The organism is Rhizobium viscosum, from assembly GCF_014873945.1.
Classification (GTDB): Bacteria; Pseudomonadota; Alphaproteobacteria; order Rhizobiales; family Rhizobiaceae; genus Rhizobium; species Rhizobium viscosum.
The window spans coordinates 890,054-913,375 of record NZ_JADBEC010000001.1 but is presented as its reverse complement, the minus strand read 5'-3'; the positions used below and the strand labels follow the sequence as shown (position 1 = coordinate 913,375).

Annotated in this window: 23 protein-coding genes and 1 pseudogene; 14 read left to right on the top strand and 10 right to left on the bottom strand. The window is 60.0% G+C overall.

The window, feature by feature from the left end; genetic code table 11:
• The first annotated feature begins 43 nt into the window (after positions 1-43).
• The 4 genes and pseudogenes from H4W29_RS04640 to H4W29_RS34285 all read left to right on the top strand — a co-directional run.
• A complete protein-coding gene (locus tag H4W29_RS04640) occupies positions 44-430 on the top strand; it encodes a DUF6152 family protein (RefSeq protein WP_192727887.1) in 387 nt (128 codons plus the stop codon).
• A 7-nt stretch (positions 431-437) separates the two neighbouring features.
• Positions 438-908, top strand: coding sequence for a DUF6644 family protein (locus tag H4W29_RS04635; protein ID WP_192727886.1), 471 nt, complete (start codon positions 438-440; stop codon positions 906-908).
• A gap of 615 nt (positions 909-1,523) precedes the next feature.
• Entirely contained in the window at positions 1,524-3,680 is a 2,157-nt protein-coding gene (locus H4W29_RS04630; protein WP_246517123.1) for a methyl-accepting chemotaxis protein, read from the top strand.
• A gap of 119 nt (positions 3,681-3,799) precedes the next feature.
• A pseudogene (locus H4W29_RS34285) lies at positions 3,800-3,889 on the top strand (type II toxin-antitoxin system RelE/ParE family toxin); the annotation flags it as partial.
• Here H4W29_RS34285 and betA read toward each other — a convergent pair.
• From betA to betI, 3 genes are read right to left on the bottom strand one after another with little or no spacing between them, the layout of a single operon-like run.
• On the bottom strand, positions 3,890-5,542 hold the full coding sequence (betA, locus tag H4W29_RS04625; RefSeq protein ID WP_192727884.1) for a choline dehydrogenase: 1,653 nt from the start codon (positions 5,540-5,542) through the stop codon (positions 3,890-3,892).
• 52 nt (positions 5,543-5,594) lie between these two features.
• The gene (betB, locus tag H4W29_RS04620) at positions 5,595-7,058 is read right to left on the bottom strand and encodes a betaine-aldehyde dehydrogenase (RefSeq protein WP_192727883.1); all 1,464 of its coding nucleotides are present in this window, start codon (positions 7,056-7,058) and stop codon (positions 5,595-5,597) included.
• 34 nt (positions 7,059-7,092) lie between these two features.
• Entirely contained in the window at positions 7,093-7,680 is a 588-nt protein-coding gene (gene betI, locus H4W29_RS04615) for a transcriptional regulator BetI (RefSeq protein ID WP_192727882.1), read from the bottom strand.
• 141 nt (positions 7,681-7,821) lie between these two features.
• On the opposite strand from betI, the gene H4W29_RS04610 reads away from it, so the two are divergent.
• The 4 genes from H4W29_RS04610 to H4W29_RS04595 all read left to right on the top strand — a co-directional run bounded on the left by H4W29_RS04610 (position 7,822) and on the right by H4W29_RS04595 (position 11,862).
• The gene (locus tag H4W29_RS04610) at positions 7,822-8,370 is read left to right on the top strand and encodes an HdeD family acid-resistance protein (RefSeq protein WP_192727881.1); all 549 of its coding nucleotides are present in this window, start codon (positions 7,822-7,824) and stop codon (positions 8,368-8,370) included.
• 213 nt (positions 8,371-8,583) lie between these two features.
• A complete protein-coding gene (locus H4W29_RS04605) occupies positions 8,584-8,826 on the top strand; it encodes a ribbon-helix-helix domain-containing protein (RefSeq protein WP_192727880.1) in 243 nt (80 codons plus the stop codon).
• Between the two features lie 153 nt (positions 8,827-8,979).
• Positions 8,980-10,785, top strand: coding sequence for a GGDEF domain-containing protein (locus H4W29_RS04600; RefSeq protein ID WP_210332142.1), 1,806 nt, complete (start codon positions 8,980-8,982; stop codon positions 10,783-10,785).
• 78 nt (positions 10,786-10,863) lie between these two features.
• Positions 10,864-11,862: an NAD(P)H-quinone oxidoreductase gene (locus tag H4W29_RS04595; protein ID WP_192727879.1), complete on the top strand. Its 999-nt coding sequence runs from the start codon at positions 10,864-10,866 to the stop codon at positions 11,860-11,862.
• Here the strand turns inward: H4W29_RS04595 and H4W29_RS04590 are convergent.
• Positions 11,843-13,267: an MFS transporter gene (locus tag H4W29_RS04590; protein ID WP_192727878.1), complete on the bottom strand. Its 1,425-nt coding sequence runs from the start codon at positions 13,265-13,267 to the stop codon at positions 11,843-11,845. The genes H4W29_RS04595 and H4W29_RS04590 overlap by 20 nt on opposite strands.
• Before the next feature lie 102 nt (positions 13,268-13,369).
• Here H4W29_RS04590 and H4W29_RS04585 point away from each other — a divergent pair, with 102 nt between their 5' ends.
• Complete coding sequence (locus H4W29_RS04585) at positions 13,370-13,993, top strand: helix-turn-helix transcriptional regulator (RefSeq protein WP_192727877.1); 624 nt, start codon at positions 13,370-13,372, stop codon at positions 13,991-13,993.
• A gap of 1 nt (position 13,994) precedes the next feature.
• Here H4W29_RS04585 and H4W29_RS04580 read toward each other — a convergent pair whose 3' ends face one another.
• The gene (locus tag H4W29_RS04580; RefSeq protein WP_192727876.1) at positions 13,995-15,206 is read right to left on the bottom strand and encodes an MFS transporter; all 1,212 of its coding nucleotides are present in this window, start codon (positions 15,204-15,206) and stop codon (positions 13,995-13,997) included.
• A gap of 197 nt (positions 15,207-15,403) precedes the next feature.
• Between H4W29_RS04580 and H4W29_RS04575 the strand changes: the two genes are divergently transcribed.
• Together H4W29_RS04575 and H4W29_RS04570 are read left to right on the top strand one after the other, a co-directional pair.
• Positions 15,404-16,411 (top strand): asparaginase, encoded by a 1,008-nt coding sequence (locus H4W29_RS04575; RefSeq protein WP_192727875.1) that lies wholly within the window; start codon positions 15,404-15,406, stop codon positions 16,409-16,411.
• A gap of 27 nt (positions 16,412-16,438) precedes the next feature.
• Positions 16,439-17,428 carry a hypothetical protein gene (locus H4W29_RS04570; protein WP_192727874.1) on the top strand — a complete coding sequence of 330 codons (990 nt, stop codon included), beginning with the start codon at positions 16,439-16,441 and terminating at the stop codon, positions 17,426-17,428.
• Between the two features lie 43 nt (positions 17,429-17,471).
• Here H4W29_RS04570 and H4W29_RS04565 read toward each other — a convergent pair whose 3' ends face one another.
• Positions 17,472-18,227, bottom strand: a complete 756-nt coding sequence (locus H4W29_RS04565; RefSeq protein WP_192727873.1) for a DeoR/GlpR family DNA-binding transcription regulator — start codon at positions 18,225-18,227, stop codon at positions 17,472-17,474.
• Between the two features lie 123 nt (positions 18,228-18,350).
• On the opposite strand from H4W29_RS04565, the gene H4W29_RS04560 reads away from it, so the two are divergent.
• Together H4W29_RS04560 and H4W29_RS04555 are read left to right on the top strand one after the other, a co-directional pair.
• Positions 18,351-18,707 carry a DUF4406 domain-containing protein gene (locus tag H4W29_RS04560; protein WP_192727872.1) on the top strand — a complete coding sequence of 119 codons (357 nt, stop codon included), beginning with the start codon at positions 18,351-18,353 and terminating at the stop codon, positions 18,705-18,707.
• A gap of 104 nt (positions 18,708-18,811) precedes the next feature.
• Entirely contained in the window at positions 18,812-19,432 is a 621-nt protein-coding gene (locus H4W29_RS04555; RefSeq protein ID WP_192727871.1) for a glutathione S-transferase family protein, read from the top strand.
• Here the strand turns inward: H4W29_RS04555 and H4W29_RS04550 are convergent.
• Both H4W29_RS04550 and H4W29_RS04545 read right to left on the bottom strand, forming a co-directional pair.
• The gene (locus H4W29_RS04550; protein ID WP_192727870.1) at positions 19,429-19,782 is read right to left on the bottom strand and encodes an MmcQ/YjbR family DNA-binding protein; all 354 of its coding nucleotides are present in this window, start codon (positions 19,780-19,782) and stop codon (positions 19,429-19,431) included. The genes H4W29_RS04555 and H4W29_RS04550 overlap by 4 nt on opposite strands.
• Before the next feature lie 42 nt (positions 19,783-19,824).
• Complete coding sequence (locus H4W29_RS04545; RefSeq protein ID WP_192727869.1) at positions 19,825-20,019, bottom strand: hypothetical protein; 195 nt, start codon at positions 20,017-20,019, stop codon at positions 19,825-19,827.
• A gap of 168 nt (positions 20,020-20,187) precedes the next feature.
• On the opposite strand from H4W29_RS04545, the gene H4W29_RS04540 reads away from it, so the two are divergent.
• A complete protein-coding gene (locus H4W29_RS04540; RefSeq protein WP_192727868.1) occupies positions 20,188-21,084 on the top strand; it encodes a LysR substrate-binding domain-containing protein in 897 nt (298 codons plus the stop codon).
• Positions 21,085-21,086: 2 nt separating this feature from the next.
• On the opposite strand, the gene H4W29_RS04535 is transcribed toward H4W29_RS04540, so the two are convergent.
• Both H4W29_RS04535 and H4W29_RS04530 read right to left on the bottom strand, forming a co-directional pair.
• Entirely contained in the window at positions 21,087-21,752 is a 666-nt protein-coding gene (locus H4W29_RS04535; RefSeq protein WP_192727867.1) for a glutathione S-transferase family protein, read from the bottom strand.
• Positions 21,753-21,849: 97 nt separating this feature from the next.
• Complete coding sequence (locus H4W29_RS04530; protein ID WP_192727866.1) at positions 21,850-23,232, bottom strand: TIGR03808 family TAT-translocated repetitive protein; 1,383 nt, start codon at positions 23,230-23,232, stop codon at positions 21,850-21,852.
• Positions 23,233-23,322: the final 90 nt, after the last annotated feature.

Here is a 23,322-nt window from a genome sequence, read left to right as displayed (position 1 = left end):
TCCATGCTCCACCTGCCCGTGCATTCGGGTAGGGAGAAACATCATGTTTGGACTTTCGGGAAAGAGAGCGCTGGCGGCTGTCCTGCTGTCGGCTACAGTCGCAACCGGTGCTGCGGCCCATCACGGCTGGTCATGGGCGGAAGCGGACCAGATCGAGCTTCGCGGCACCATCCAGCAGATCTCGATGGGCGGGCCGCATCCGACGCTCGATGTTGCAACCGTTGATGACGGTGTCTGGCGCGTCGAGCTTGGCAATCCGCGCCAGACGGAACGCGCCGGTTTCGTGGAAGGTGTCGCAAAGCCTGGCGATCAGGTCATAGCGCTCGGAAACCGTTCGCAGGACCGTACAGAGAAGCGGCTGAAGGCGGTGCGCATCACCATTGGTGAAAAGCGCTACGATATCTATCCGGAACGCATCCAGACGAACTGAAGTCGTCATGGAGCTTCTCGAATGGCTGGCTGCCACCACGCTCGCGGTCGAGCTTCGGCGCTCCGCGACACTTTACATGTTCGTCAATGCCGCCCATATCCTGGCAATCGGCCTTCTGGTGGGCGCTATCCTGCCGCTTGATCTCAGGCTTGCAGGTTTGTTCGAGAAGGTGCCATTGGAAGTCATCGCGCCATTCCTGTCCCGCTCGGCCGGCGTCGGCCTCGCCCTGGCTTTGCTGACCGGCTTCTGCCTCTTCAGCGTCCGCCCGGGTGAGTATGCCGCCAATCCCGCCTTCCTCGCCAAGCTCGGACTAATCGCTTTCGGTATCCTCAATGTGCTGGTGGTTCATGCCGGGCAGGGCTGGCGAACCGCAATCACGATCGGCATCGTCCGTCCCGCCATGCGGTTCTCCGCGGCTCTTTCGGCGATGATATGGATCGCCGCTGTCGTCGCCGGCAGGTGGATTGGTTTTCTCTGACGTGGCCGTCCGCCTGATGTCGCTCAACTGCGCCGTCGGCGGGCAGCCCCTGCCGAAACGGCGCCGACGAGCATCCGCCGTTTCTTGTGACCAGGCAGATCGACAAATGGCCTCAACCATTCCGTCAGGCACCATCCCAATCCATGGCCCGTCCTCCTTAGAGGACATGCCTTCCCACCTATTGGTTGATTAACCCTCGATTCGCCAAAGTAGCGCTAGTCTCAGTTAGGCACGCATGACTGATTCGCCAAAGAGTGCAAGACGTGGGGCTCAGTGTCCATTCGCACACTGACGATCGTCGGTCTAAAGTTGCGTCGGTCCCTGCGCATGGCATCTGGCGAAAAAACCGAGAGCTGCAAGCCAGTCATATTGTAACCTGCAAGCGTTTAATTCAATTTTTATCGTTTTCGCACAAGCTCATAATATCTTTGAACGCAACGGGTTTCGGGTAGGCAATTCGGTTGCTGCAGGAAGCATTTGTTGAGCTTCGACGAAGCATAAATCAGGCCGTGATTGCTATCTTTTGGGGTAATTAAAGTGAAAATTTCGATCAAGCACACTTTGGTTCTAGCTTTTGTGGGATTAAGTCTTGCAGTCATTGGACTTGTCGGCAGCATGCTGCAGCAGGAAGTTCGCGTCTATCAGAATTCCACACGGCTTTCGGAGCTCACTCAACTCGACGCGAGGCTGTTCGATGCACTGCTCGGATTGCGCGGCGAGCGCGGTGCTATTTCGTCGGCCATCAAACTCGAGCCCTCTGAAACGCAATCCAGCCTGGTCAACCTCGAAGCGGGGCGAAAGAGTGTCGATCCCGCGTTTGCAGCGATCAAAGACTTGAATGACGACAGCGATTCGACCGTGCTGCGGACCTCGCTTTCCCCTGTCCTTCAGGGGTACAGTCAATGGATGTCCTTCCGTCAGCAGATCGACGCGGCTCTGAAAATGCCGGTCGCTAATCGTGACCCCGCCTTGGCCGCACAGGTTCTGCCACTGGCGGATAAGATGCTGGGCGACCTCGAAAAGGCCGCCAACGACGTCGAGGCTGCCATCAATGCGCGCGAGCCCGGAATGATGATGTTCACGCAGCTTCGCTCGCTTGCATGGTCGGCCCGCACTAATGCCGGATCGGCAAACTCGACATTTGTGGGTGCGATTATCGCCAAAGAAGCTTTGCCTGCCGGCAAGCTTGCGGAAATCGCTCTCCTGGATGCGAAGGTCAATTTTGCATGGAGTGTCATCACGCAGATAGTACGCAGCCCGGCAACGCCTGCGCCGCTCGTGAAATTGTACGACACCGCGCAGACGACCTACTTTGCCGGACCCTTTGCGGATCAGCGGGTAGCAGCGATCAAATCTTTCCAGGCCAGTCAGCCGATGAACATCGCCGTCGACGAATGGCGCAAACCTGCAGGCCCGGCGCAGGCTTCGCTCGCAGACATCGCAGCAGCGGCGCTGACGGAGATGACGAACGCAACGTCTGAAAATGTTTCCGCCGCAACGCAGTCGATCATTATTTATGGTGTCGCCACACTCCTTACATTTGCTCTGTCGATCGCCGGAATCATGATGGTAGTTTTTCGTGTCGCCAATCCGATTAGCATGCTGACGGCGGTCATGCGCAAGCTGGCAAGCGGGGACCTTTCGGTTGTCGTCTCTGGCGCCAACAGAACGGACGAGATCGGCGAGATGGCCCGCGCGGTCGAAGTGTTCAAGCAGGCCGCGCTTCACAACAAGAACCTGGAAGCAGAAGCGGAGCGTTCGCGCCAGGCGTCCGAGATCGAGCGTATCGCCCTCCAGCAAAAGGTGGAACGCGAGGCGGAAGAGCGTTTGACGCAGGCGACATCGGGACTTGCCGACGGTCTCAAGCGTCTCGCCTCCGGCGATATGTTGTGCGAAATCGACGAGGTCTTCAGCGAACAATTCGAGACGCTTCGCCACGACTTCAACGATTCCGTGCGCCAGTTGCGTACTACGCTTGAAAGTGTGAGCCATACTGCGCGCAGCGTTCGCAGCGGCAGCGGCGAAATTTCGACCGCCTCGGACCAGCTTTCCAAGCGCACCGAACAGCAGGCTGCGTCGCTGGAAGAAACGGCGGCCGCGCTGGAGCAAGTCACGACCAACGTCAAGCAGACATCGGAACGCGCCAGCGAAGCACGCGAGATGGTCCGTCATGCGAGCGCTCGTGCGGAAACCTCCCGGGAAGTGGTATCGAACGCTGTCGATGCCATGCAGAAGATCGAAACCGCATCCAGCCAGATCAGCAACATCATCGGTGTCATCGATGAGATCGCGTTCCAGACCAACCTTCTTGCGCTGAACGCCGGTGTCGAGGCAGCCCGGGCGGGCGAAGCCGGTAAGGGCTTTGCGGTTGTGGCTCAGGAAGTTCGTGAGCTTGCCCAGCGTTCTGCCCATGCGGCCAAGGAAATCAAGACGCTGATCGGCAACTCCGAGGCTGCGGTCAATCAGGGTGTTACTCTGGTCAACAATACCGGCGACGGTTTGAAGGAAATCGCGCAACTGGTTGTGGCGATAAACCAGCATATGGAAGCGATCGCAGTTGCCGCCAAGGAACAGGCATCCGGTCTTTCCGAAATCAATACATCCGTGAACCATATGGATCAGGTCACGCAGCAGAACGCCGCGATGGTCGAAGAGATGAACGCCGCCGGAGCAGGTCTCGCGGAAGAAAGCGGTCGTCTTTCCGAATTGCTGGCCCAGTTCCAGATGCGAACGCAGAGAGAGCAAGGCCGAAAGGTATCTCGCGCGGCCTGAAGCCGGATGATTTCAGGTCGAATCGACCTGAAATCTGAACCCGTCTCTCAATCAAAAAGATAAGAGCGGGATGCCGAAAACCGCGCAAACTTTCTGGCATCCCGCTCTAGTTTTTTTTACCATTCGGCTCGGCTGGGTATGTCATCCTTTTCAAAGCGACCGTCATCGTGCTCGCCGTCCGTCACCACCGCGAAGACGACTACCACTGACTACCGGTCGCTCACCGCCGCGCGCGGATTGATCCACGGCTCCTGATTGGATCGTGCCATCAGCTGTTTGCCGAGAATATGATCTGCGGCCTTCTCGCCCGTCATGATCGACGGACCATTCAGATTGCCATAGGTGACATGCGGGAAGATCGAGCTGTCTGCGACGCGCAAGCCGTCCACGCCGATCACCCGCGTGTCGGGATCGACCACCGCCATCGGGTCGTCCTTCGGCCCCATCCGGCAAGTGCCGCAGGGGTGGTAAGCGCTTTCCAGGTGTTCGCGCAGGAAGGCGTCGATCTCATCGTCCGTCTGAACCTTCTCGCCCGGCTGGATTTCCGGACCGCGATAATGGTCGAAAGCCTTCTGGCCGAAGATCTCGCGCGTCAGGCGCACGCAGTGGCGGAACTTCTCCCAGTCCTCGGCATGGCTCATATAGTTGAAGCGCAGCACCGGATCGGCCTTTGGATCGGCGGAGCGCAGCGTGACGTTGCCCCGTGATTTCGACAGATTGTAGCCGACATGCACCTGGAAGCCGTGTGTATTGGCCGCCGCCTTGCCGTCATAGCTGATGGCGACCGGCAGGAAATGATACTGGATATCCGGCTGCTTCAGCCCCGGCGCGGAACGCAGGAAGGCGCAGGCCTCGAACTGGTTGGAAGCGCCGAGGCCGCCCTTGGAAAGCAGCCATTGCGTACCGGCAACCCCCTGCCAGAACCATGGCAGCCAGGAATAGAGCGACACCGGCTTCGTCGAGATCTGCTGGAAATAGAATTCCATATGGTCCTGCAGATTGGCGCCGACGCCCGGCCGGTCGACGTTTACCTCGATGCCCATGTCCTGTAGATGCCCGCCGGGGCCGATGCCTGACAGCATCAAGAGCTTCGGCGAGTTGAAGGCGGAGGCCGAGACGATCACCTCGCGATTGGCCTTGACGATCTCGGTTGCGCCGCCGCGCTCGATCTCGACGCCGGTCGCGCGGCCGTTCTCGATGATGATCCTGCGCGCAAAGCCCTTGACGAGTTCGACGTTCGGCCGCTTCAGCGCCGGCTTCAGATAGGCGCTCGCCGCCGACCAGCGCCGGCCGCGATGGATGGTCTGTTCCATCAGCCCGAAGCCTTCCTGTTTCGAGCCGTTATAATCCTCGGTCGTCTCGAAGCCGGCCTGTTTTCCGGCATCGATGAAGGCGTGAAACAGTGGGTTCTTCACCACGCCGCGCTGCACATGCAGCGGCCCGTCCGTGCCGCGCCAGCCTTCTTCCCCGCCTTTCGAATGTTCCATGCGCTTGAAATAGGGCAGCACGTCCGCATAGGCCCAGCCATTCGCGCCCAGTTCTTCCCATCGGTTGTAGTCTTCCGCGTGCCCGCGCACGTAGACCATGCCATTGATGGAGGAGGAACCGCCGATCACCTTGCCGCGCGGCGCGGTGATGCGCCGGTTGTTGAGGTTCGGCTCGGGCTCGGAAAGATAGCCCCAGTTATAACGCTTCATGCTCATCGGCCAGGCAAGGGCCGCCGGCATCTGGATGAACGGCCCGAAATCCGAGCCGCCAGCCTCGATGACGATGACCGTGTTCTTGCCGTCTTCCGAAAGCCGGTAGGCCAGTGCCGAGCCTGCCGAGCCGGAGCCTACGATGACGAAATCTGCCTGTTGCATGCTGTTCCCTTTGGATTGTCGTGTGCAACGGATGCGTCGATTTTGGATGGGCTCAGTACGGCGAGGCGACCGGCCCCATGCCGACATAAACCGTCTTCAGCTCGCTATAGTGCTCGAGTGCGGCCAGCGAATTCTCCCGTCCGAAGCCCGATTGCTTCGATCCCCCGAAGGGAATTTCCACCGGGCAGAGATTGTAGGTATTGATCCAGAGCGTGCCGGCTTCCAGCTGGTCGACGACGCGGTGCGCGCGAGTCAAATCGGCGGTGAAGACGCCCCCCGAAAGGCCGAATTCCGTCGTGTTGGCGCGCTTGATGACTTCGGATTCGTCATCGAAATCGAGCACGCACATGACGGGGCCGAAGATTTCTTCGCGGGCAATCGTCATGCCATCGGTCACATCGGCAAAGACGGTCGGCTGCACGTAATAGCCTTCGCCCGTCACATGGTTCGGAATGCCGCCTCCGGTCACCAGCGTGGCACCCTCGGCCTTGCCCTTCTCGATATAGGCGAGCACCTTCTCGCGCTGCGCCCAAGAGACCATTGGACCAAGCTGTGTGGCCTCGTCCATCGGGTCGCCGATGAGGATTGCTTCGGTGCGCGTCTTCAGCCGCTTCAGGAATTCGCCCTTGATCTTCTTCTGCACGAAGACACGCGTGCCGTTGGAGCAGACCTGACCCGTGGAATAGAAATTGCCGAGCATCGCGCCACCGACGGCGCTGTCGAGATCGGCATCGTCGAAGACGATCAGCGGCGACTTGCCGCCAAGCTCCATCGTCACATGCTTGAGCTGGCCCGCGGCCGCGGCAGCCACCTTGCGCCCGGTTGGAACCGACCCGGTCAACGAAACCTTGGCGACATCGGGATGGTTGACGAGCAGCGGTCCGGTATCCCGGTCGCCTTGGATGACGTTGTAGAGCCCCTTCGGCAGGCCGGCCTCATGCAGGATCTCGGCAATGGCAAGTGCGCCGAGCGGCGTGGTTTCCGAGGGCTTGAAGATCATGGCATTGCCGGCAACCAGCGCTGGCGCACCCTTCCAGCAGGCGATCTGCTGCGGATAGTTCCAGGCACCGATGCCGACGCAGACGCCGAGCGGCACGCGTTTCGTATAGGCAAAGTCCTGGCCGAGCGGGATATGCGAGCCATTCAGCCCCGCGGGCGCTACGCCGCCGAAGAATTCGAAGGCATCGGCGCCCGAGGTCGGGTCGGCGACAACGGTTTCCTGGATCGGCTTGCCGGTATCGAGCGTCTCCAGCTCCGAAAGCTCGCGGTTGCGCTCGCGCATGATCTCGGCCGCGCGCTTCAGTATGCGCCCGCGCGCCATCGGGCTCATGGCCGCCCATTCCGGCTGCGCGCGTTTGGCAGCCGCGATCGCTTTTTCGACGATAGCAGGCGTTGCGGCATGGAGCCGGGCGATCACTTCGCCGGTTGCCGGATAGATGCTTTCGATGAGGGTGCCGCTGTCATCCTCGACATATTCCCCGTCGATGAAGTGCGATGCTTTCGGCTGGGCTTTCATGTCGCTGGTCCCTGGCTGGTTGTCATGGTGTCGTTCATTTGCCGGTGCGGGCAAGCTGCATCGTCACGTAATCCTCCGTCAGCGCGATCGAGGCTGTAATGCCGATCGGTGCCGATTTCAGACTTTGCCGGATATAGAGCCCGTCGATCATCGCGGCCGCGCCCTCGGCGATGCGTTCTGCGGCATCATCAGGGCAAAGCGCCTTGAGGGCTGCAAGCAGGTTGGAGCGCAGGCGCCGCGCGTAGATGACGAGGAAACGCCGTGTCTCCTCGGATCGCTGTGCCTCGGCATAGAAGGCAAGCCAGGCGGCAATCGTCTGCGGTGCGAACTGGTCGGCGTTAAAGCTGACGCGGATGATGGCCGAGACCCGCTCCCGCGGTGTTATCGCTTGCCCCAGTGCCGCCACCGCGTTGTCGCGCAACTGGCGTAAAAGGAAACGAACCGTCTCGATCAGCAGCTGTTCCTTGCTGCCGAAGTAGTGGTGGGCAAGAGCTGGCGAGACCCCAGCTCGCCGGGCGATATCGGACATGGTGACGGTCAGCGAGCCGTGATCGCCAATCACCCGCAGCGCTGCATCCACAAGCGCCTTGCGGCGCACCGGTTCCATTCCGACCTTCGGCAAGCTCTGTTCTCCCGAGAATGGATTGAAGCGTATTTTTGATTGACTGATCAATCAATAAAAATCTTTCGCCGGATTGATCCGGATCACCTCTTTTCGCGATAAATTGCTGCAGCATATCTCCAGCAATCAGGAGGTGCGCCAATGGCCAATATTTACGACGGAATGCCTGAATCCCCATTGCGGTCGAAATGGGTGTGGTTCGTCGGTCTCGGCGTATTGCTTCTCATCTGCGGCCTCATCGCTCTCAGCAACCTGCTGATGGCGACCGTCGCTTCGGTCTTTTATGTCGGCATGCTGATGCTGGCAGGCGGTGTCATCTATCTCATCCACGCCTTCCAGGTGCGCGGTTGGGATCATGTGCTCTTCTGGGCGTTGAGTGGTGTGCTTTATGTGCTCGCGGGCGTCTGCGCCTTCATTAACCCCATCCTCACCTCGGCTGCCTTGACCCTGTTTCTGGCCATAGCGCTGCTCATTGCCGGTGTTTTCCGCCTTTTTGTCGGCATGCGGATGCGGCCGCTCAAGGGCTGGGGCTGGATCGTTGCGAGCGGCCTGATTACCGCTCTCGCAGGCTTCGTGATCGCGCTTGGCTGGCCCGTCAACAGCCTGTGGATCCTCGGTCTCTTCCTAGCGGTCGATCTTGTCGTTCAGGGCTGGACAATGCTCGCCTTCGGCCTAGGTATCCGCTCTTGAAACTGTGGAGAGAGGCGGGCCGGTGATCCGATTCGGCCGTTTCTCTTTTGACAAGAACATGACGGGGTACTAAAATTCTACGATTGAGGGTCGGCTCCGCAGAAGAGCCGCCTCATGTGCTGAGGCACTTCGGCATTGGCGTTTGTCGCCTTGAGAAGCCGAAAATGGACCCCCGAGGCAGTCTCTGCCGAAATAGAATGGGAGGAGAATTCCATGCCGATGGTCACCGTTTCCATCTCACCGCTCCAGGCAGCCGGCATTCGCGATGCTGTCGATCAAGGTGGATATGCATCGAGCAGCGAAGTCGTGCGCGAAGCACTGCGCCTGTGGGACGCCACCCGCAAACTGGGTGAATATCGCAGCGAGGTTCTGGCCGATGAAAGCGCACCCGGAGGCGGCAAATGCGTCGCCGATATGTTCGCCGATCATGAAGCCGAGCATCGCCGTTTGGCCTGAATAAGCTGTTGATTGTAAAATCAAAAATCTAACAAGCGCTTGGCGTGCATGAGCGGTTGCGTGTTCATGAAAGTTTCATATTGAGGAAAGGGTTCGTTGACCCTTCTGCTCCATTGTCCGGCCGAAAAAGAAAAGGTCACAGTGGAGATTGGCATGTCTTTGGCTGCCAGCGTCGAACCGGGTGTCGTGCGTCGTTATGCCAGCGATCAGATCGTTACCCTCGCCAAACTTGTCGTTGAAAATGCGTTTCAGCCGATTGTCGAAGCCGGTACCGGTACGGTCTTCGGTTATGAATCCCTCATGCGCGGGCAGGAGCGTATCGGCTTCGAAACGCCGATCGAAATTCTCGACGAAGCCCATGAAACCGGCCAGCTCCTGCAGCTTGAGCAGATGGTCGCCAACCGCGCGCTCGCCAAATTCGCGACGCTCTCGAACTTCGCGACGGCCACGCTTTTCCTCAATCTCGACGTTCGCCTCATCCCGCATGGCAATCGCCTTGTCGAGAGCCTGCTGCTACAGCTGAAAACGGCGAATATCCCGCCGTCCTCCGTCTGCTTCGAATTCTCCGAGCGCTTCGACAATACCAGCGTACCCGAATTCGCCGATCTCGTCTCGCGCCTGCGCAAGGCCGGCTTCAAGCTGGCGATCGACGATTTCGGCGTCGGTCATGGCGAGATGAAGCTGCTCTGCGACTATTCCGTCGATTACCTGAAGATCGATCGCCATTTCGTCGCCGATATCGACCGCAGCCCGCGCAAGCGCCACCTGCTGAAGAGCATCGTCAACATGGCCCACGTGCTCGGCACCCGGGTGATCGCCGAGGGCATCGAGACGGAAGCCGAATTCATCGTCTGTCGCGATTATGGCGTCGATCTCGTGCAGGGTTGGTTCATCTCGCGCCCGTCGACGCATATCTCGGAGCTCGTGCCGGCCTTCCCGCACCTGCAGGAACTCGGCAAGAACAAGGGCAACAGCCAGTCGCTCGACGAGATCCTCATCCGCAAGCAGATCGAAATGCTGCCGACCGTCTATGAGAGCGACGCGATCGATACCGTCTTCGAACTCTTCCGCCGCAATCCGCGCCAGGCCTATTTCCCTGTTCTCAATGCCAATGGCGAGCCGCGCGGCATCATTCACGAGCATCACCTAAAAGAATACATCTATCAGCCCTTCGGCCGCGACCTTCTGAAGAACAAGGACTACGAGCGCACTATCTCGCATTTCGTCGAGCGTGCGCCCATCGTCGGCCTCGACAGCGATGCTGATCAGTTGATGGTGATCTTCGCCAATATGGAAGGCAGCAACTGCCTGATCCTCACCGACAACATGCGCTATGCCGGCGTCGTCTCCGCCGCTTCGCTGATCAAGGTCATCAATGAGAAGCAACTGAAGACAGCACAGGACCAGAATCCGCTGACCGGCCTGCCGGGCAACCGCGCCATCCGCGATTTCATGCGCCATTCCGGCCGCGACGGCGATGAAGTGCGCCACTTCTGCTATTGCGACTTCGATAACTTCAAGCCCTTCAACGATGCCTACGGCTTTCATCTCGGCGACCATGCGATCTCGCTCTTTGCCGCACTGATGCGCCGCTATTTCTTTGCCGAGCGTCACTTCCTTGGCCATGTCGGCGGCGACGATTTCTTCATCGGCGTCGTCGGCTGGACGAAGGAGGAACTGACGGAAATCCTCGATCGTCTTATCAGCGATTTCCACGATGACGTGCTCGATCTCTATTCGGATGAGGACCGCGCTGCCGGCCGTATCCACGGTCACGATCGCGCCGGCGCGGAAGCCTTCTTCCCGTTGATGCGCTGCTCGATTGGCGTTCTCGAACTGCCGGAAGGTCTCGTTATCGATGATATCAATCGCGTCAGCGCCGAGATCGCCCAGGTGAAGTCGAGCGCCAAGGAGAGCGAAGAAGGCCTCGTATTCCATACGTTAGGCGAGGCGAATTGACGCCTTTGCCACTTCCGGCCTTCCCAAGCTCCAGACCCTGATTTATCTCCAATACTGCGGAATAGGGAGAGCCGGATCATGTCGCTACCGTCGCAAATGCGTTTTGTCGATCTGCCGTCTTTCGGCGGGCCGGAGGCGATGGTCATTGTGGATGGACCGGTGCCGGTGCCCTCAGAAGGCCAGATCCTCGTTCGTACCGAAGCGGTCGGCGTCAACCGCCCCGATATTTCCCAGCGCCAGGGCAGCTATCCGCCGCCGAAGGATGCAAGCCCCATTCTCGGCTTGGAACTCGCCGGAGAGATCGTCGCGATCGGTCCCGGCGTGACCGGCTATTCGCTGGGCGACAAGGTCTGCGGCCTCGCCAATGGCGGCGCCTATGCCGAATATTGCCTTCTGCCCGCCGGCCAGGCTCTGCCTTTCCCCAGGGGTTATGATGCGGTGAAGGCAGCGGCTCTTCCGGAGACCTTCTTCACCGTCTGGGCAAACCTTTTTCAGATGGCCGGCCTGACCGAAGGCGAGAAAGTACTGATCCATGGCGGCACCAGTGGCATCGGCACGACCGCCATCCAGCTCGCCAAGGCTTTCGGTGCCGAGGTCTATGCGACCGCCGGCTCGAAGGAAAAGTGTGAGGCTTGCGAGAGGCTCGGCGCCAAGCGCGCCATCAACTACCGGGAAGAGGATTTCGCCGCCGTCGTCAGGCAAGAGACCGGCCAGGGCGTCGATATCGTCCTCGATATGATCGGTGCGGCCTATTTCGAGAAGAACATCGCCTCGCTGGCGAAGGACGGCTGCCTCTCCATCATCGCCTTCCTGCAGGGCGCGGTCGCTGAAAAGGTCAACCTGGCGCCGATCATGGTCAAGCGCCTGACGGTGACCGGCTCCACCATGCGTCCGCGCACGGCGGAGGAGAAGCGGGCGATCCGCGACGATCTCCTCTCCGAGGTCTGGCCGCTTCTGGAAGCCGGCACGGTCGCACCCGTCATCTACGAGACCTTTGCATTCGAGGACGTGGCTGCTGCCCATCGGCTGATGGAAAGCAGCAACCATATCGGCAAGATCATGCTGAAACTCGCCTGAGAGATAACGCCGCGCCGACAGCGATCACGCCCGGCAGTGCCATGACGAGATAGAGCCAGCTCGCCGCCGATAGCGCGCCTGCAATGCCGCCCGGCTCGACCAGTCCAGCGCCATTGGCGATGACGCCGGCAAAGGCTGCCCCGAAGGCGCTGCCGAGCGAGCTCATGGTCGGGATGGCGGCTGAAGCCTTGTCCTGCTCGCTGTCGGCGACCAGCTTCAACACCTTGGCGACGAGATGCGCCCAGCCGAGGCCTACACCAAAACCCATCATGAACATGGCGACTGCTGCCGGTCCGAGGATGATAAGATGCGCCTCAGGGTTCTCGCGGGCAAGGAAGATGGCGAGCAAGGCTGTCGCTGCGGCTTCGGTTGAGCAGCCCGCAACGATCGCGGCGTTGGCTTTCCTGCCGGAGAAGGAGCCGCTGAGGAAGGCCGCCACCGTCCAGCCGAGGGCGACGAGAGCTACCAGATAGCCTGAAATCAGCGGCGTTACCCCGTGCAGAACCTGCAGGAAATAGGGAATGAAGATATCGCTGACGAGAACGAAGTTGAGGCCGAGCATCGTCAGATAGACCCGTGATATCGGCTGGCTCAGCGTCACCGCGCCTAATGGCAGCAGCCGGTTCATTCCCCTGCGTTCCATGACGAGCATGGCGCCGACGGCAACGACCGAAACGGCGATCAGCCCGATCTTGGTCGTCATCATCTCGGTTGTCCCTGCGGTGCTGACCAGCAGCACTGCCCCAAGCAGCAGGCAGATCTGCGCGACAGGCATCTTTGCCTGTTCACGGTCGTCCTCGGCCTGCGGCAAGAGCCGCGGCGCCAGCACTGCCATCAACACGCCGAGCGGGACGAGCACGGCAAAGGCGTAGCGCCAGGCGCTGCCGTGCGCGAAGAAGCCGCCAAGTGTCGGGCCAATGACGGTCGAAACACCCCAGATCGCCGCATAGAGGGTCGACGCTTTGGGCCAGAGCGGCTCGGGATAGACGAAGCGGATGAAGGCGTAACAGAGGGCGGCGAGCGCGCCGGTGCCGAAACCTTGCACCGTTCGGCCGATCAGCACGACAGGCATCGAGGGTGCTGCGGCACAAAGCAGGCTGCCGACGCCGAAGATCACTGCCGCGATCACGTAGACACTGCGCAGCCCGATATTCCTCGGCCGCATCGCCATGAAGATCGAACCCAGAATGGTGGCGGCGATGTAAAGCGTCGTGACAAGCGAAAACAGCTCCAGCCCGCCGACATCGCGCACGATGCTCGGCGCTATCGTCGCCGTAATGTAACTTTCGACGGCAGAGATCGTCATGCCGCCGCCAAGCATCAATGTCGCCGGCAGCAGCGATGGAGAAAAGAGCTGGAAGGCGGAGGTTGACGAGCGAGGTGGCTCCAATGCGGTCTCGGACATAATGAAATCCTTGCGTTTTTCCCGACCTATGGTTATTTTCCAAGTTATGAATTGGAAAATTACATGGGCATCGAATTAAAACAAGAGATAACTTGGAAAAATATGCGCCAGTCTCCTGTCAACCGCATCCTGATCCTGTTGAAGACCGAGGGGCCGCAGCTCGCCGCTGCGGTCGGTGATGCACTCGGCATATCAGGCGAGGCCGCCCGTCAGCAACTTGCCAAAATGGCGGAAGAGGGGCTGGTGGAACCTGTGACGGTCGCGGCAAAGGGTAGGGGACGTCCGAAGCAGCTCTGGCACCTGACGGTCGAAGGTAACAGCCATTTCCCGGACGGTCATGCCGAACTGACGGCGAACCTGCTGACGACCGTTGCCACGCAGCTCGGTCCCGCCGCGCTCGATACTGTCATTGCCGCTCGCGAAAACGAAACGCTGCAGCGCTACCGCGACGAACTGGCTGGCAGGGCGGATCTTGCCGCCCGCGTCGAGGGGCTGGCCGCCATCCGAAGCCGTGAGGGCTATATGGCTGATAGCTGGCAGGAGGAGGATGGATCATTGATGCTTGTCGAAAACCATTGTCCGATCTGTGCGGCGGCGGCGGTCTGCGCCGGCTTCTGCCGTTCGGAAATCGAAACCTTCCGCAGTGTGCTTTCGGCGAATGTCGAGCGCAGCGAGCATATCCTGCTCGGCGCGCGCCGCTGTGCTTATCGGATTACACCAAGGTAATTTAAGCGGGCTGGCGCACGCGACTGCCGCTTTCCAGATAGAGCAGGATCACGATGGTTATGGTGCCGACGGCGGCGCCGACGAAGGCGGTACCGGAATAATCCGTCACGGCTGTTCCCAGCGCAAAAAGTCCTGCTGCTACACCGATGCCGATGAAGGTGTTGAGAGAGATCAGCGAGCTGCCGAGGCCTGGTCGGTCGGCGATGAGGTCTTGCAGATAGGTGATAGGCAGGCTGAGGATGGCAGCCGCCCCGCAGGCGTTGAGACCGAGCAGCGCATAGAGCTGCCAGGGCGCGGTGGCAAAGCCAAGCAGCACCAGATAGAGGCAATAGAGCACCGTGCCTGATGCCAGCACATGCGCGGTTTGGAAGCGCCGCTGCACCAGGCCCCACATCATCATGAAGGGCATCTCGAGGAAGGCCGTCAGGCCTGAGAGAAAGCCAACATCGACGACGCTGCCGCCGATCTTATGCATGATGATGAGCGGCGACACCATTCCGTTCAGCCGCTGCAGGCCGAGCAACAGGGACATGACGAAGACGCGGATGAAGACATCGGGGGCAAAGACGCGTTTCAGGGAGGCGAAGAATCCCGGCTGGTTCGGGATCGTCTCGCGCACCGGGCCGTTGCCGGGCGCGAAGAAGAAATAGAGGCAGAAGCAGATAAGGCTCGCCACTGCCGCCACACCATAGGCCGGCGTCATCGATGGCGAAGTGACCAGAGCAAGCCCGACCAGCCCGGGCGCCACCGCCCAGGAACCGGAATAGAGCGCCCGCACCGTCGAGGTGATGGCGACCGCTTCACTGCGGACCAGCTGATTGGTGCGCGCCCTGACACTCGCAAAGAGCAGCGAATAGGTGGAGTTGCTCATCGGCACGAGGAAGAGCACCGAGAAGATGAAGACGGCAGGGCTATGAATGAGCGCGATCGATCCGAAGCCGATGATGCCGGCAACGGAAAGGGCAAGCACCAGCGGCCGCCTTTCCGTCAGCCTGTCCGACCATATGCCGAGCGTCAGGCTGATCGAGACATTGACGACGGCAGCAAAGAAGACAAGCGCCGAATAGGCGCCGTCACTCATGCCGAGTTCGCTGATGCCGATGATCGACTGGTAGGGAACCGTCGACGCATAGGTGAAGGCGAGTGCCACCAGCGTGACGGTTGGAATGCGGATGCGGCTGTCGCGGATGATGGAGGAAAACGAGGATGGCATGAGAATGAGTCCTGACACCCCACCTTTAGCCCCATCGCGCCTACACGGAAAACGATAGTTTGACGCACCAGCAGTCACTTCGTGTGATGGCTGTTTAGATGCTGTGATTGGCCGTCATCAGGCGCAAATTCCATTGGCTTTCAGAGATGGAGGGGCTATGCCTGCAGTCTGTTTGCCCACAATCCGGATTCTTGCCCATGCCCAATCCCGTCCTCGTCGAAGTCACCAGGGGCTCGCTTGTCGAAAGCCGTCACAGCGGTTCGGTAGCGGTCGTGGATGGCGATGGTCGTGTCGCCTTTTCGCTCGGCAATATCGAGGCAAATGTCTTCCCGCGCTCGGCCTGCAAGGCGATGCAGGCGCTGCCGCTGGTCGAAAGTGGCGCGGCCGACGCCTATGGCTTCGGTGACAAGGAGTTGGCGCTCGCCTGTTCCTCGCATAGCGGCGAGGACGAGCATGTGGCGCTTGCCGCCTCCATGCTCTCGCGGGCCGGCCGTGACGTGGAGGCTCTGGAATGTGGCGCGCACTGGTCTTCCGACCAGAGGACGCTGATCCACCAGGCGCGCACACTGGAGAAGCCGACCGCGCTTCACAACAATTGCTCCGGCAAACATTCTGGCTTCGTCTGCGTCTGCTGCCATCAGGGCATCGATAGCAAGGGTTATGTCGGCTACGATCATCCGCTGCAGCAGCAGATCCGCGACGCCATGGAGAACCTGACGGGTGCTGCACTCGGTCATGACGTCTGCGGCACCGACGGCTGCTCCATTCCGACCTACGCCGTGCCGCTGAAGGCGCTTGCCCATGGTTTTGCGAAGATGGCGACGGGTCATGGCCTTGGCCCAGAACGTGCGAAAGCTTCCCGCCGGCTCATCGAAGCCTGCATGGCCGAGCCCTTCTATGTGGCCGGCACCGGCCGTGCCTGCACCGAGCTGATGCAGATCGCCCCCGGACGGATCTTTTGCAAGACGGGCGCGGAAGGCGTCTTCTGTGCCGCCATCCCGGAACAGGGCATTGCGATTGCATTGAAGTGTGATGACGGCACCACGCGTGCTGCCGAAGCCATGGTTGCTGCGACGCTTGCCCGCTACTTCGAGAAGGGCGGCAAGGAACATGCTGCGCTGACCGCTCTGGCAAATAAATCGATGCGCAACTGGAACGGCATCCATGTCGGCGATGTCAGGGTGACCGCGGCTTTGACCGAGTGAGCGCGGATCAACAAGGAAAATATCTGCGTGGCAAGATTCGGGTCGTTCGGCGTCGTTGCCGTCATGGCATTCTGGGCAGGGGTTGGGTGCGCACAGGCGGCAGAATCCTCCGGCGGTTCGCCTAACCCGCTCCTCGGCAGTTTGACGACTGAATCCAAATGTCAAATCCTGGTCGACGCGATGCGCGACAATAACCAGACCGTCATCAATGAGGGTGCCAATGCCGTCATTGTATCGGTGATGGAGCATTTCGATGTCATAAGGCAGAAATTCGGCGAGAGGGAAGCCCAGCAGCTCATCGAACGATCATTCAGGGGATGCCTCAGTCATCCCGATGAAACAATCTTCAGCCAGGGGCGCGCCTCGTTTCAATCGATTCTTCAAGAGATAAGCCAGCCTGGCTACGGCGACGAACCTGGGCTGGATGATGTCGCCGTTCCCGCAAATGTGCAGGCAACGGCCGCAAAGCTGCAGGCGATACTGCCCAACGGACCGGTCGCACTAGAGGCCAGCATTACGAGGACGAGCAGCACAAGACCTGGCCACCAGGTCACCCTCGTCGTCAAACCAGGTAAAAGCGGGACGACCCGGGTTCGGGAAGTCTATAGTCCAAGCTTCGTCATGGACCGTGAACAGGTGGGTCCAGTGCAGCTGAAATCCAAAAACAACCAGCGGGGCTTACACGGCCCTCAGGAAAACCAGAGGATAACGATCACGACAGCATTGACATTGACCGTCTCGGCTTGGGCTGCTGATGCCTCCTTTTCCTTCGATACGGAAATGTCGGGAGGAGCCGGGCTTCAAGAAACCTCCTGCATGATTGGCCGGTCGGTCGAGGCGAAGACTGTCCACGCTGCTCTTGAAGGCCGCGCCTGGCCGCTGCAGTGCGACCATACAAGCTGGAAGGAAAGCGGATATTATATCGAGGAACTTCGCTACTTCTTGGTCACGCACAGTCAATCCGATGATCTCGGCGCCTCTGATTACTCGATCGACCGCATCGAAATCACACGTTAAATCGTAGGTCGAGTGTCACGCTGTTCTCTGTCTCACAGGGCAATCACGCTGCCACGATCGTAGCGTTGAGATCGCGATAGGGCTTCAGCCGTTCGGCTGTCATCTCGGCTGGCACGATCAGTCCCGCCACGTCGGAAATTCCAAGCACTGGGCAGGGTGAGACGAGGTCGAACTTCTCTTCGGTTAGCAGGACATGGGTTTCGGCCGAGCAACGGGCGATATGCCGTTTGATTGCCGCTTCCTCGAAATCGCCGGTGGAAAGTCCATGCACCGGATGGGTCGCCGTGACGCCGAGGAAGAAGAGATCGGGGCGCAGTTGCGAGATCGCCGCCACCGCCGCTGCCCCTGTCGCCACCATGGAATGCTTGTAGAGCCTGCCGCCGCAGAGGATCACCTCGGCCGTCGGGTGATGCTCCAGCTCGGCGGCGATCGTCGGGCTGTGGGTGGCGATCGTGAAGGCAATGTCACGTGGCAGGTGACGGGCAATTTCCGCCGTGGTCGTGCCACCGTCGAGAAAGACCATCTGCCCGGCCTTCACCATCTGCGCCGCTCTCGCGCCGAGCCGCGCCTTGATGTCGGAAGCGACGTCGCGGCGGGCTGTGAAGTCGGGCAGATCAGGAGCAATGGGTAAGGCCCCGCCATGCACGCGCTTCAATAGCCCTTCCGCCGCCATTTCCCGCAGGTCACGGCGGATCGTGTCTTCCGACAATTCGAAATCCTCGGCCACGCGCTTGGCGATCACCTGCCCGTCGCGGCGAAGGAAGTCGAGAATGAGGGCTTTGCGTTGGCTGGTCAGCATGAATGATCCTGCACGAAAATTTACGAACTATCGTGAATATGCACGAATTGACTCGACATTCAAGAAATATCATGCATTTTCGTGAAATCCCGTGCATGAGGCCGGGAGTTAATGGAGTAGATCATGTTGATTTTGATTGCCGGGCCTTACAGGTCCGGAACGGGCGATGACCCAACAAAGATGGCTGCCAATCTCAAGCGCCTCGAGGCGCCGTCGCACGCGCTCTTCAAGGCAGGCCATGTGCCGATGATCGGCGAATGGGTGGCCTTGCCGATCTGGCATGCCGCCGGCGGCAAATCGGTGGGTGACGATCTCTACGAGGAAATCTTCCATCCGGTCGCAGGCAGGCTGCTGCAGCTTTGCGAGGGCGTTCTGCGCCTGCCGGGCGATTCCAAGGGTGCCGATAATGACGTGCGCATCGCCACCGAGCGCGGCATTCCCGTCTGGTATCGGCTGGAGGACGTGCCGGGTTGCGCTTGAGGCCCTGCCTCGTCTTCCCGACAGGGATAAGAGAAAGCGCCCCTGGCGTCTTTCGCCGGTCCTGAAACTCGCGCTATAAGGCTCCCCGAAAGGGGAGTCTCACCATGCTCACACTCTATTTCGCACCGGGAACCTGCGCGCTTGCAAGCCTCATCGCCCTGGAGGAATCCGGCCTTTCCTTCGATACGAAGAAGGTCAATACGCGGGAGAACGAGCAGCGCTCGGAAGCCTATCTGAAGATCAATCCGAAGGGCCGCGTTCCCGCACTTGCGACCGACCGCGGCGTGCTGACCGAGTCGACGGCGATCCTCGCCTATATCGCCCAGATGGCGCCCGCCGCCAAGCTCGCGCCGCTCGACGACCCGTTCGAGTTTGCCCGGCTGCAGGCTTTCAACGGGTATATCTCTTCCACCGTGCATGTGAACCATGCCCACCGCCCGCGCGGCTCCCGCTGGGCCGATGATGAAGCCGCGCTGGAATCCATGAAGGCCAAGGTGCCGCAGACCATGGGCGAAAGCTTCGAGCTGATCGAGGCAGCCATGTTCAGGGGACCATGGGTGATGGGTGACAACTATACGGTCGCCGATCCCTATCTCTTCGTCATGACGAGCTGGCTGCCATCCGATGGCGTCGATCCCACGCGCTTCCCCAGGGTAAGCGAACACTATGCCCGCATGCTGGAGCGCCCGGCCGTCCAGCGAGCATTGGCACGCGAAAAAGCCTAAGCGCGGTAGGCCGAAATCAACTTCTTTGGCGCCCGGTACGTCCAGGCGTCGATCAGCCGCTGCTTGAGCTCATCGTCGCCAATAGCGGCGATCCGGACCGGCAGATGCGGCCAGCCGACATAATGGTTCGTCTGAAAGTAGATGTCGGGCGCCATCGTCAGCAGGTGTTCCTTGTGATCGATCGGGATCGAGATGACCACCGTTTCGTCGTCCTTGACCGCGACGAAACTTTTGCCCCCGACCTTCAGCGCCAGGTTGCCATAGGATGTACTTTCCTCGATGCCGGGGAGTCCCGCCTCCTTTGCCAGCCGCTTCAACCGCGCCAGAATGCTGTTCACGCTCTCCGTCATCTTATCCGCCCTGAATGTTCCCGGCGGAAACCTATCATATATTCAAGTGTATTTCTCTAGTTGTCGTTGCAGAGGGCGTTTGGGCGCGGGTGGCGGCAGAGGCAGGTCCGCAAGCTCCCGCTGCGACATGGCGGCGATGTCGGGATGATCGAGAAGATCTTCATCTCCATCATATTCGCTTTGCGAGACCCTGGCAGCAGGGTCCGATTGGCTTAAGAAAAACTTCAGCAATGACATCTTGCTCTCGCTTTCTGAGGCTCAGCTCGACTTTGGTGCAAAGGATTTCGATTGCGATGACGCTTTGCATCTTGCTGCTATGGAGATGATTGTTTTATGAAGTCAATATCGGCCGCGAACGCCTGCTTTTCAATTGAGATTACCGGTTTCTTGCTATAGGAAAACTATATGAGAAATCTCAACTCGGTGCATCTCAACGGTCTTCGCACGTTGGAAGCCGTCGGTCGGCTTGGCTCGCTTCAAGCGGCGGCGGATGAACTCGGCGTTTCCGTCGGCGCCGTCAGCCAGCAGGTTATCAAGGCCGAAGCCCAGCTTGGCCGGCTGCTCTTCGAACGCACGCCGAAGGGAATGTTGGCAACGGAAGCAGCCGCTCCCGTTCTTGCCGCCCTGAACGAAGGCTTCCTGCGTCTTGCAGAAGCCGTCTCGATGGCGCAGCGCAAGGACGAATGTATCCTGACCATTTCGGTGGCCCCTGTTCTCGCCGCGCGCTGGCTGGTCTGCCGGCTGGACAGGTTCATGGAGCGCCACCCCGAAATCAACCTGCGTCTCGATGCAACGACCAAGCTTGTCAATCTGGCCGCCTCCGATATCGATGTTGCCATCCGCGTTGGCAAGGGCCATTGGCCGGGCGTGAAGGTCGAACATCTTCTGGAGCAGGTGGTGTTTCCCGTCTGCTCTCCCGAGATGGCCGCGAGGCTGAAGGAGCCGGCCGACATCCTGAAACTGCCGGCCGTCATCGATGCCCATGCCATGTTCACATGGGATGTCTGGATGCAGGCAGCCGGTCTCTCTGGCGAGCCGCCCGCCGTGCGCCATGTGTTCACCGATGCCTCGCTTTGCCTCGATTCGGCGATTGCCGGGCAGGGCGTGATGCTCGCCTGGCAGACGCTCGCCGGCTATTCGCTGCAGGAAGGCCGGCTGGTCGCACCCTTCGGCATCCGGGCCAATACCGGCGACGGCTATTATTTCGTGACAGCAGAAGGCAGCCGCGAGTCGAAGAAGGTACGCGACTTCAAGACCTGGATCCGCGAGGAAATGGCTGAAACAGCCGCGATCTTCGGCTGACCTCAGACCTCGATCGGCTCCAGCGAGCGCTTGCGTTGCATTTCCAGATAGGCCGGGCGTGATTGGCAGCGCTTGATCCAGGCGTCGATGTTCGGATGTGCCTCAAAGAGTGCGGTTTCGCTCTGGGCATAGCGCAGCACTTCCGCGATGTTGAGGTCGACGACCGTGAAGCGTCCGCCGACGATCCAGTCCTTGCCCTCGAGATGCTTTTCGAGAACAGCAAGCGGCCGCTTCATGGTGCGGCACGCGACATCGATCACCGCGCGTCCTGCCTCGGAGTTTTCCCTGCCGTCATCGTAGGTGGAGACGATCTTACCGGTGTTGCCATCGAGCTCGGAAACTGCCCACACCGTCCACATCGTCATCAAACCGTCTTCCTCGACGGTTTTGCCACCGAGGTCGCCGCCATACTTGCGCGCGAGATAGAGGTTGATCGCCAGAGACTCGTTCAGCACGAGATCGCCATCCTTGATGGCGGGGATAAGCGCCATCGGGTTCAGCGCAAGGAAGTTCGGCGACAGAGTATTGATAGGCGCGTCCGGCGAGAGCGGGTTGGCAAGCCGTTTGGCCTGCAACACCGGCACCGACTGGAATTCGATCCCGAGTTCCTCGGCCATCCAGTAAACGCGGGCCGCACGCGAGCGGTAAACCCCATAAATCGTCAGCATGGAAATGTCCCCTTCTTCGACCTGCCGAACCTAAGGCCAGCGCGACCATGAAGGAAGCATCTGCGGATGATACATCGATGAAAGCTTTTGATAGCGCTCAGGAAATCCGGTTTCGCTCAACGGTCAGCTGTTTATAGCGCGAGCTACCGTCAGCAAGCTCGTCAGAAACCTGCTTCTCCCACTCGAATCCCATCACAGCGCCCTTGCCCATCTCCTGGAAGATGTTGTCGGTGATGACGGCCGAACCGGCGCCTTCGGCAACGGAGACTGCGCAGCCGACCGGCGACTTGCGCACGACGTTGCCGTTGACGACGACATTGCGCAGATAAGGCCCCCAGCCGATCTGCAGCCCCCAGCGCGGCGCATCTTCGATGACATTGCCTGACACCAGCGTATCGGCCTCTGCCGCAATGCCGATGCCGAAGCCGACCTCGTGCTTGTAAGGTCCTTTGAGCGTCAGGTTGCGGATGACGTTGCCCGTCACACTTGCCAGCCGGCCGCCCTGGTCGAAATTGGCAATCGAGATGCCGTTTGCCGCCCCGTCGATCACATTGCCGGAGACGACCGCGCCGACGAATTCGAACTCCACATAGATCGCCGTCTCGCCGGAGCGGCGGCACTGGTTGTTGCTGATCAGGATGTTGGAGCCGGAATTGGCACGAACCGCGGTAAAGGCGCAGTCGGAGATCTGGTTATCAGTCACCGTCACGCCATCGGCACGGAAGATATTGATACCGTTGCCGTTTTCGCCCGTGCCGCCGTCATTGGCGCGGATATTGAAGACCCGGTTGCCGGAAACGATCGTGCCATCCTCGGCCTTCTTCCAGCGATGCACCAGAATGCCGCCATTGCCGCAATCCGAAACCGTATTGCCTGATATCGAAAGCCCTGCAGATTCCACCGCATAAATGCCGGACTGCCCTGCGCCGGAGATCTTGCTGCGCTCGATCCGCCCGCCGCAGCCCTCGAGCTGCAGCGCGTGTTTGCGGCTGCCGACAATCTCGCAATTGTCGATCAGCACCTCGCCGACGCCAGTGAACTGGACGAGGGCGCCGGCATAGTCGGCGAGCGAACGGTTCGATCCGTCGATGACCAGATTGGAAAGCTCGATGCGGCCGACATTGTCAGCAGCGAAGAGGTGACCTTCGCCGGTATAGACGATCCGCGTCGCACCGGGCACGCCTGATATGCGCGTATTATCCGGCAGCGTCAGGTTGGAGATGCGATAGGTGCCTGATGGCAGAAAGAGCGGTACGTTCTCGCGCGCCGCTTTCTCGATCATCTGCTGCAGGTTGCGGTTCTTCTTGTCGCCGCTTTCGGGAATGGCGCGATACTGCGCCGCATCGATCGACCCGCGCATGCCGGGCTGCTCCGCACTGAGCGGAGCCGCAGAAGCGCGCGGCACCAATATGGTCGCTCCGGAGGCTGCCATCATGCCAAGTATATCCCGTCGGGAGACTTTGCTGAAATCTTTCTTCATGTCATGGCCTTAGGCAGGATTCATGCCAGCTGAAATGCTTCTTTTCGGCACATGTCCGCAACAGCAGAATAACTGTCGGTCGAGTTGCAA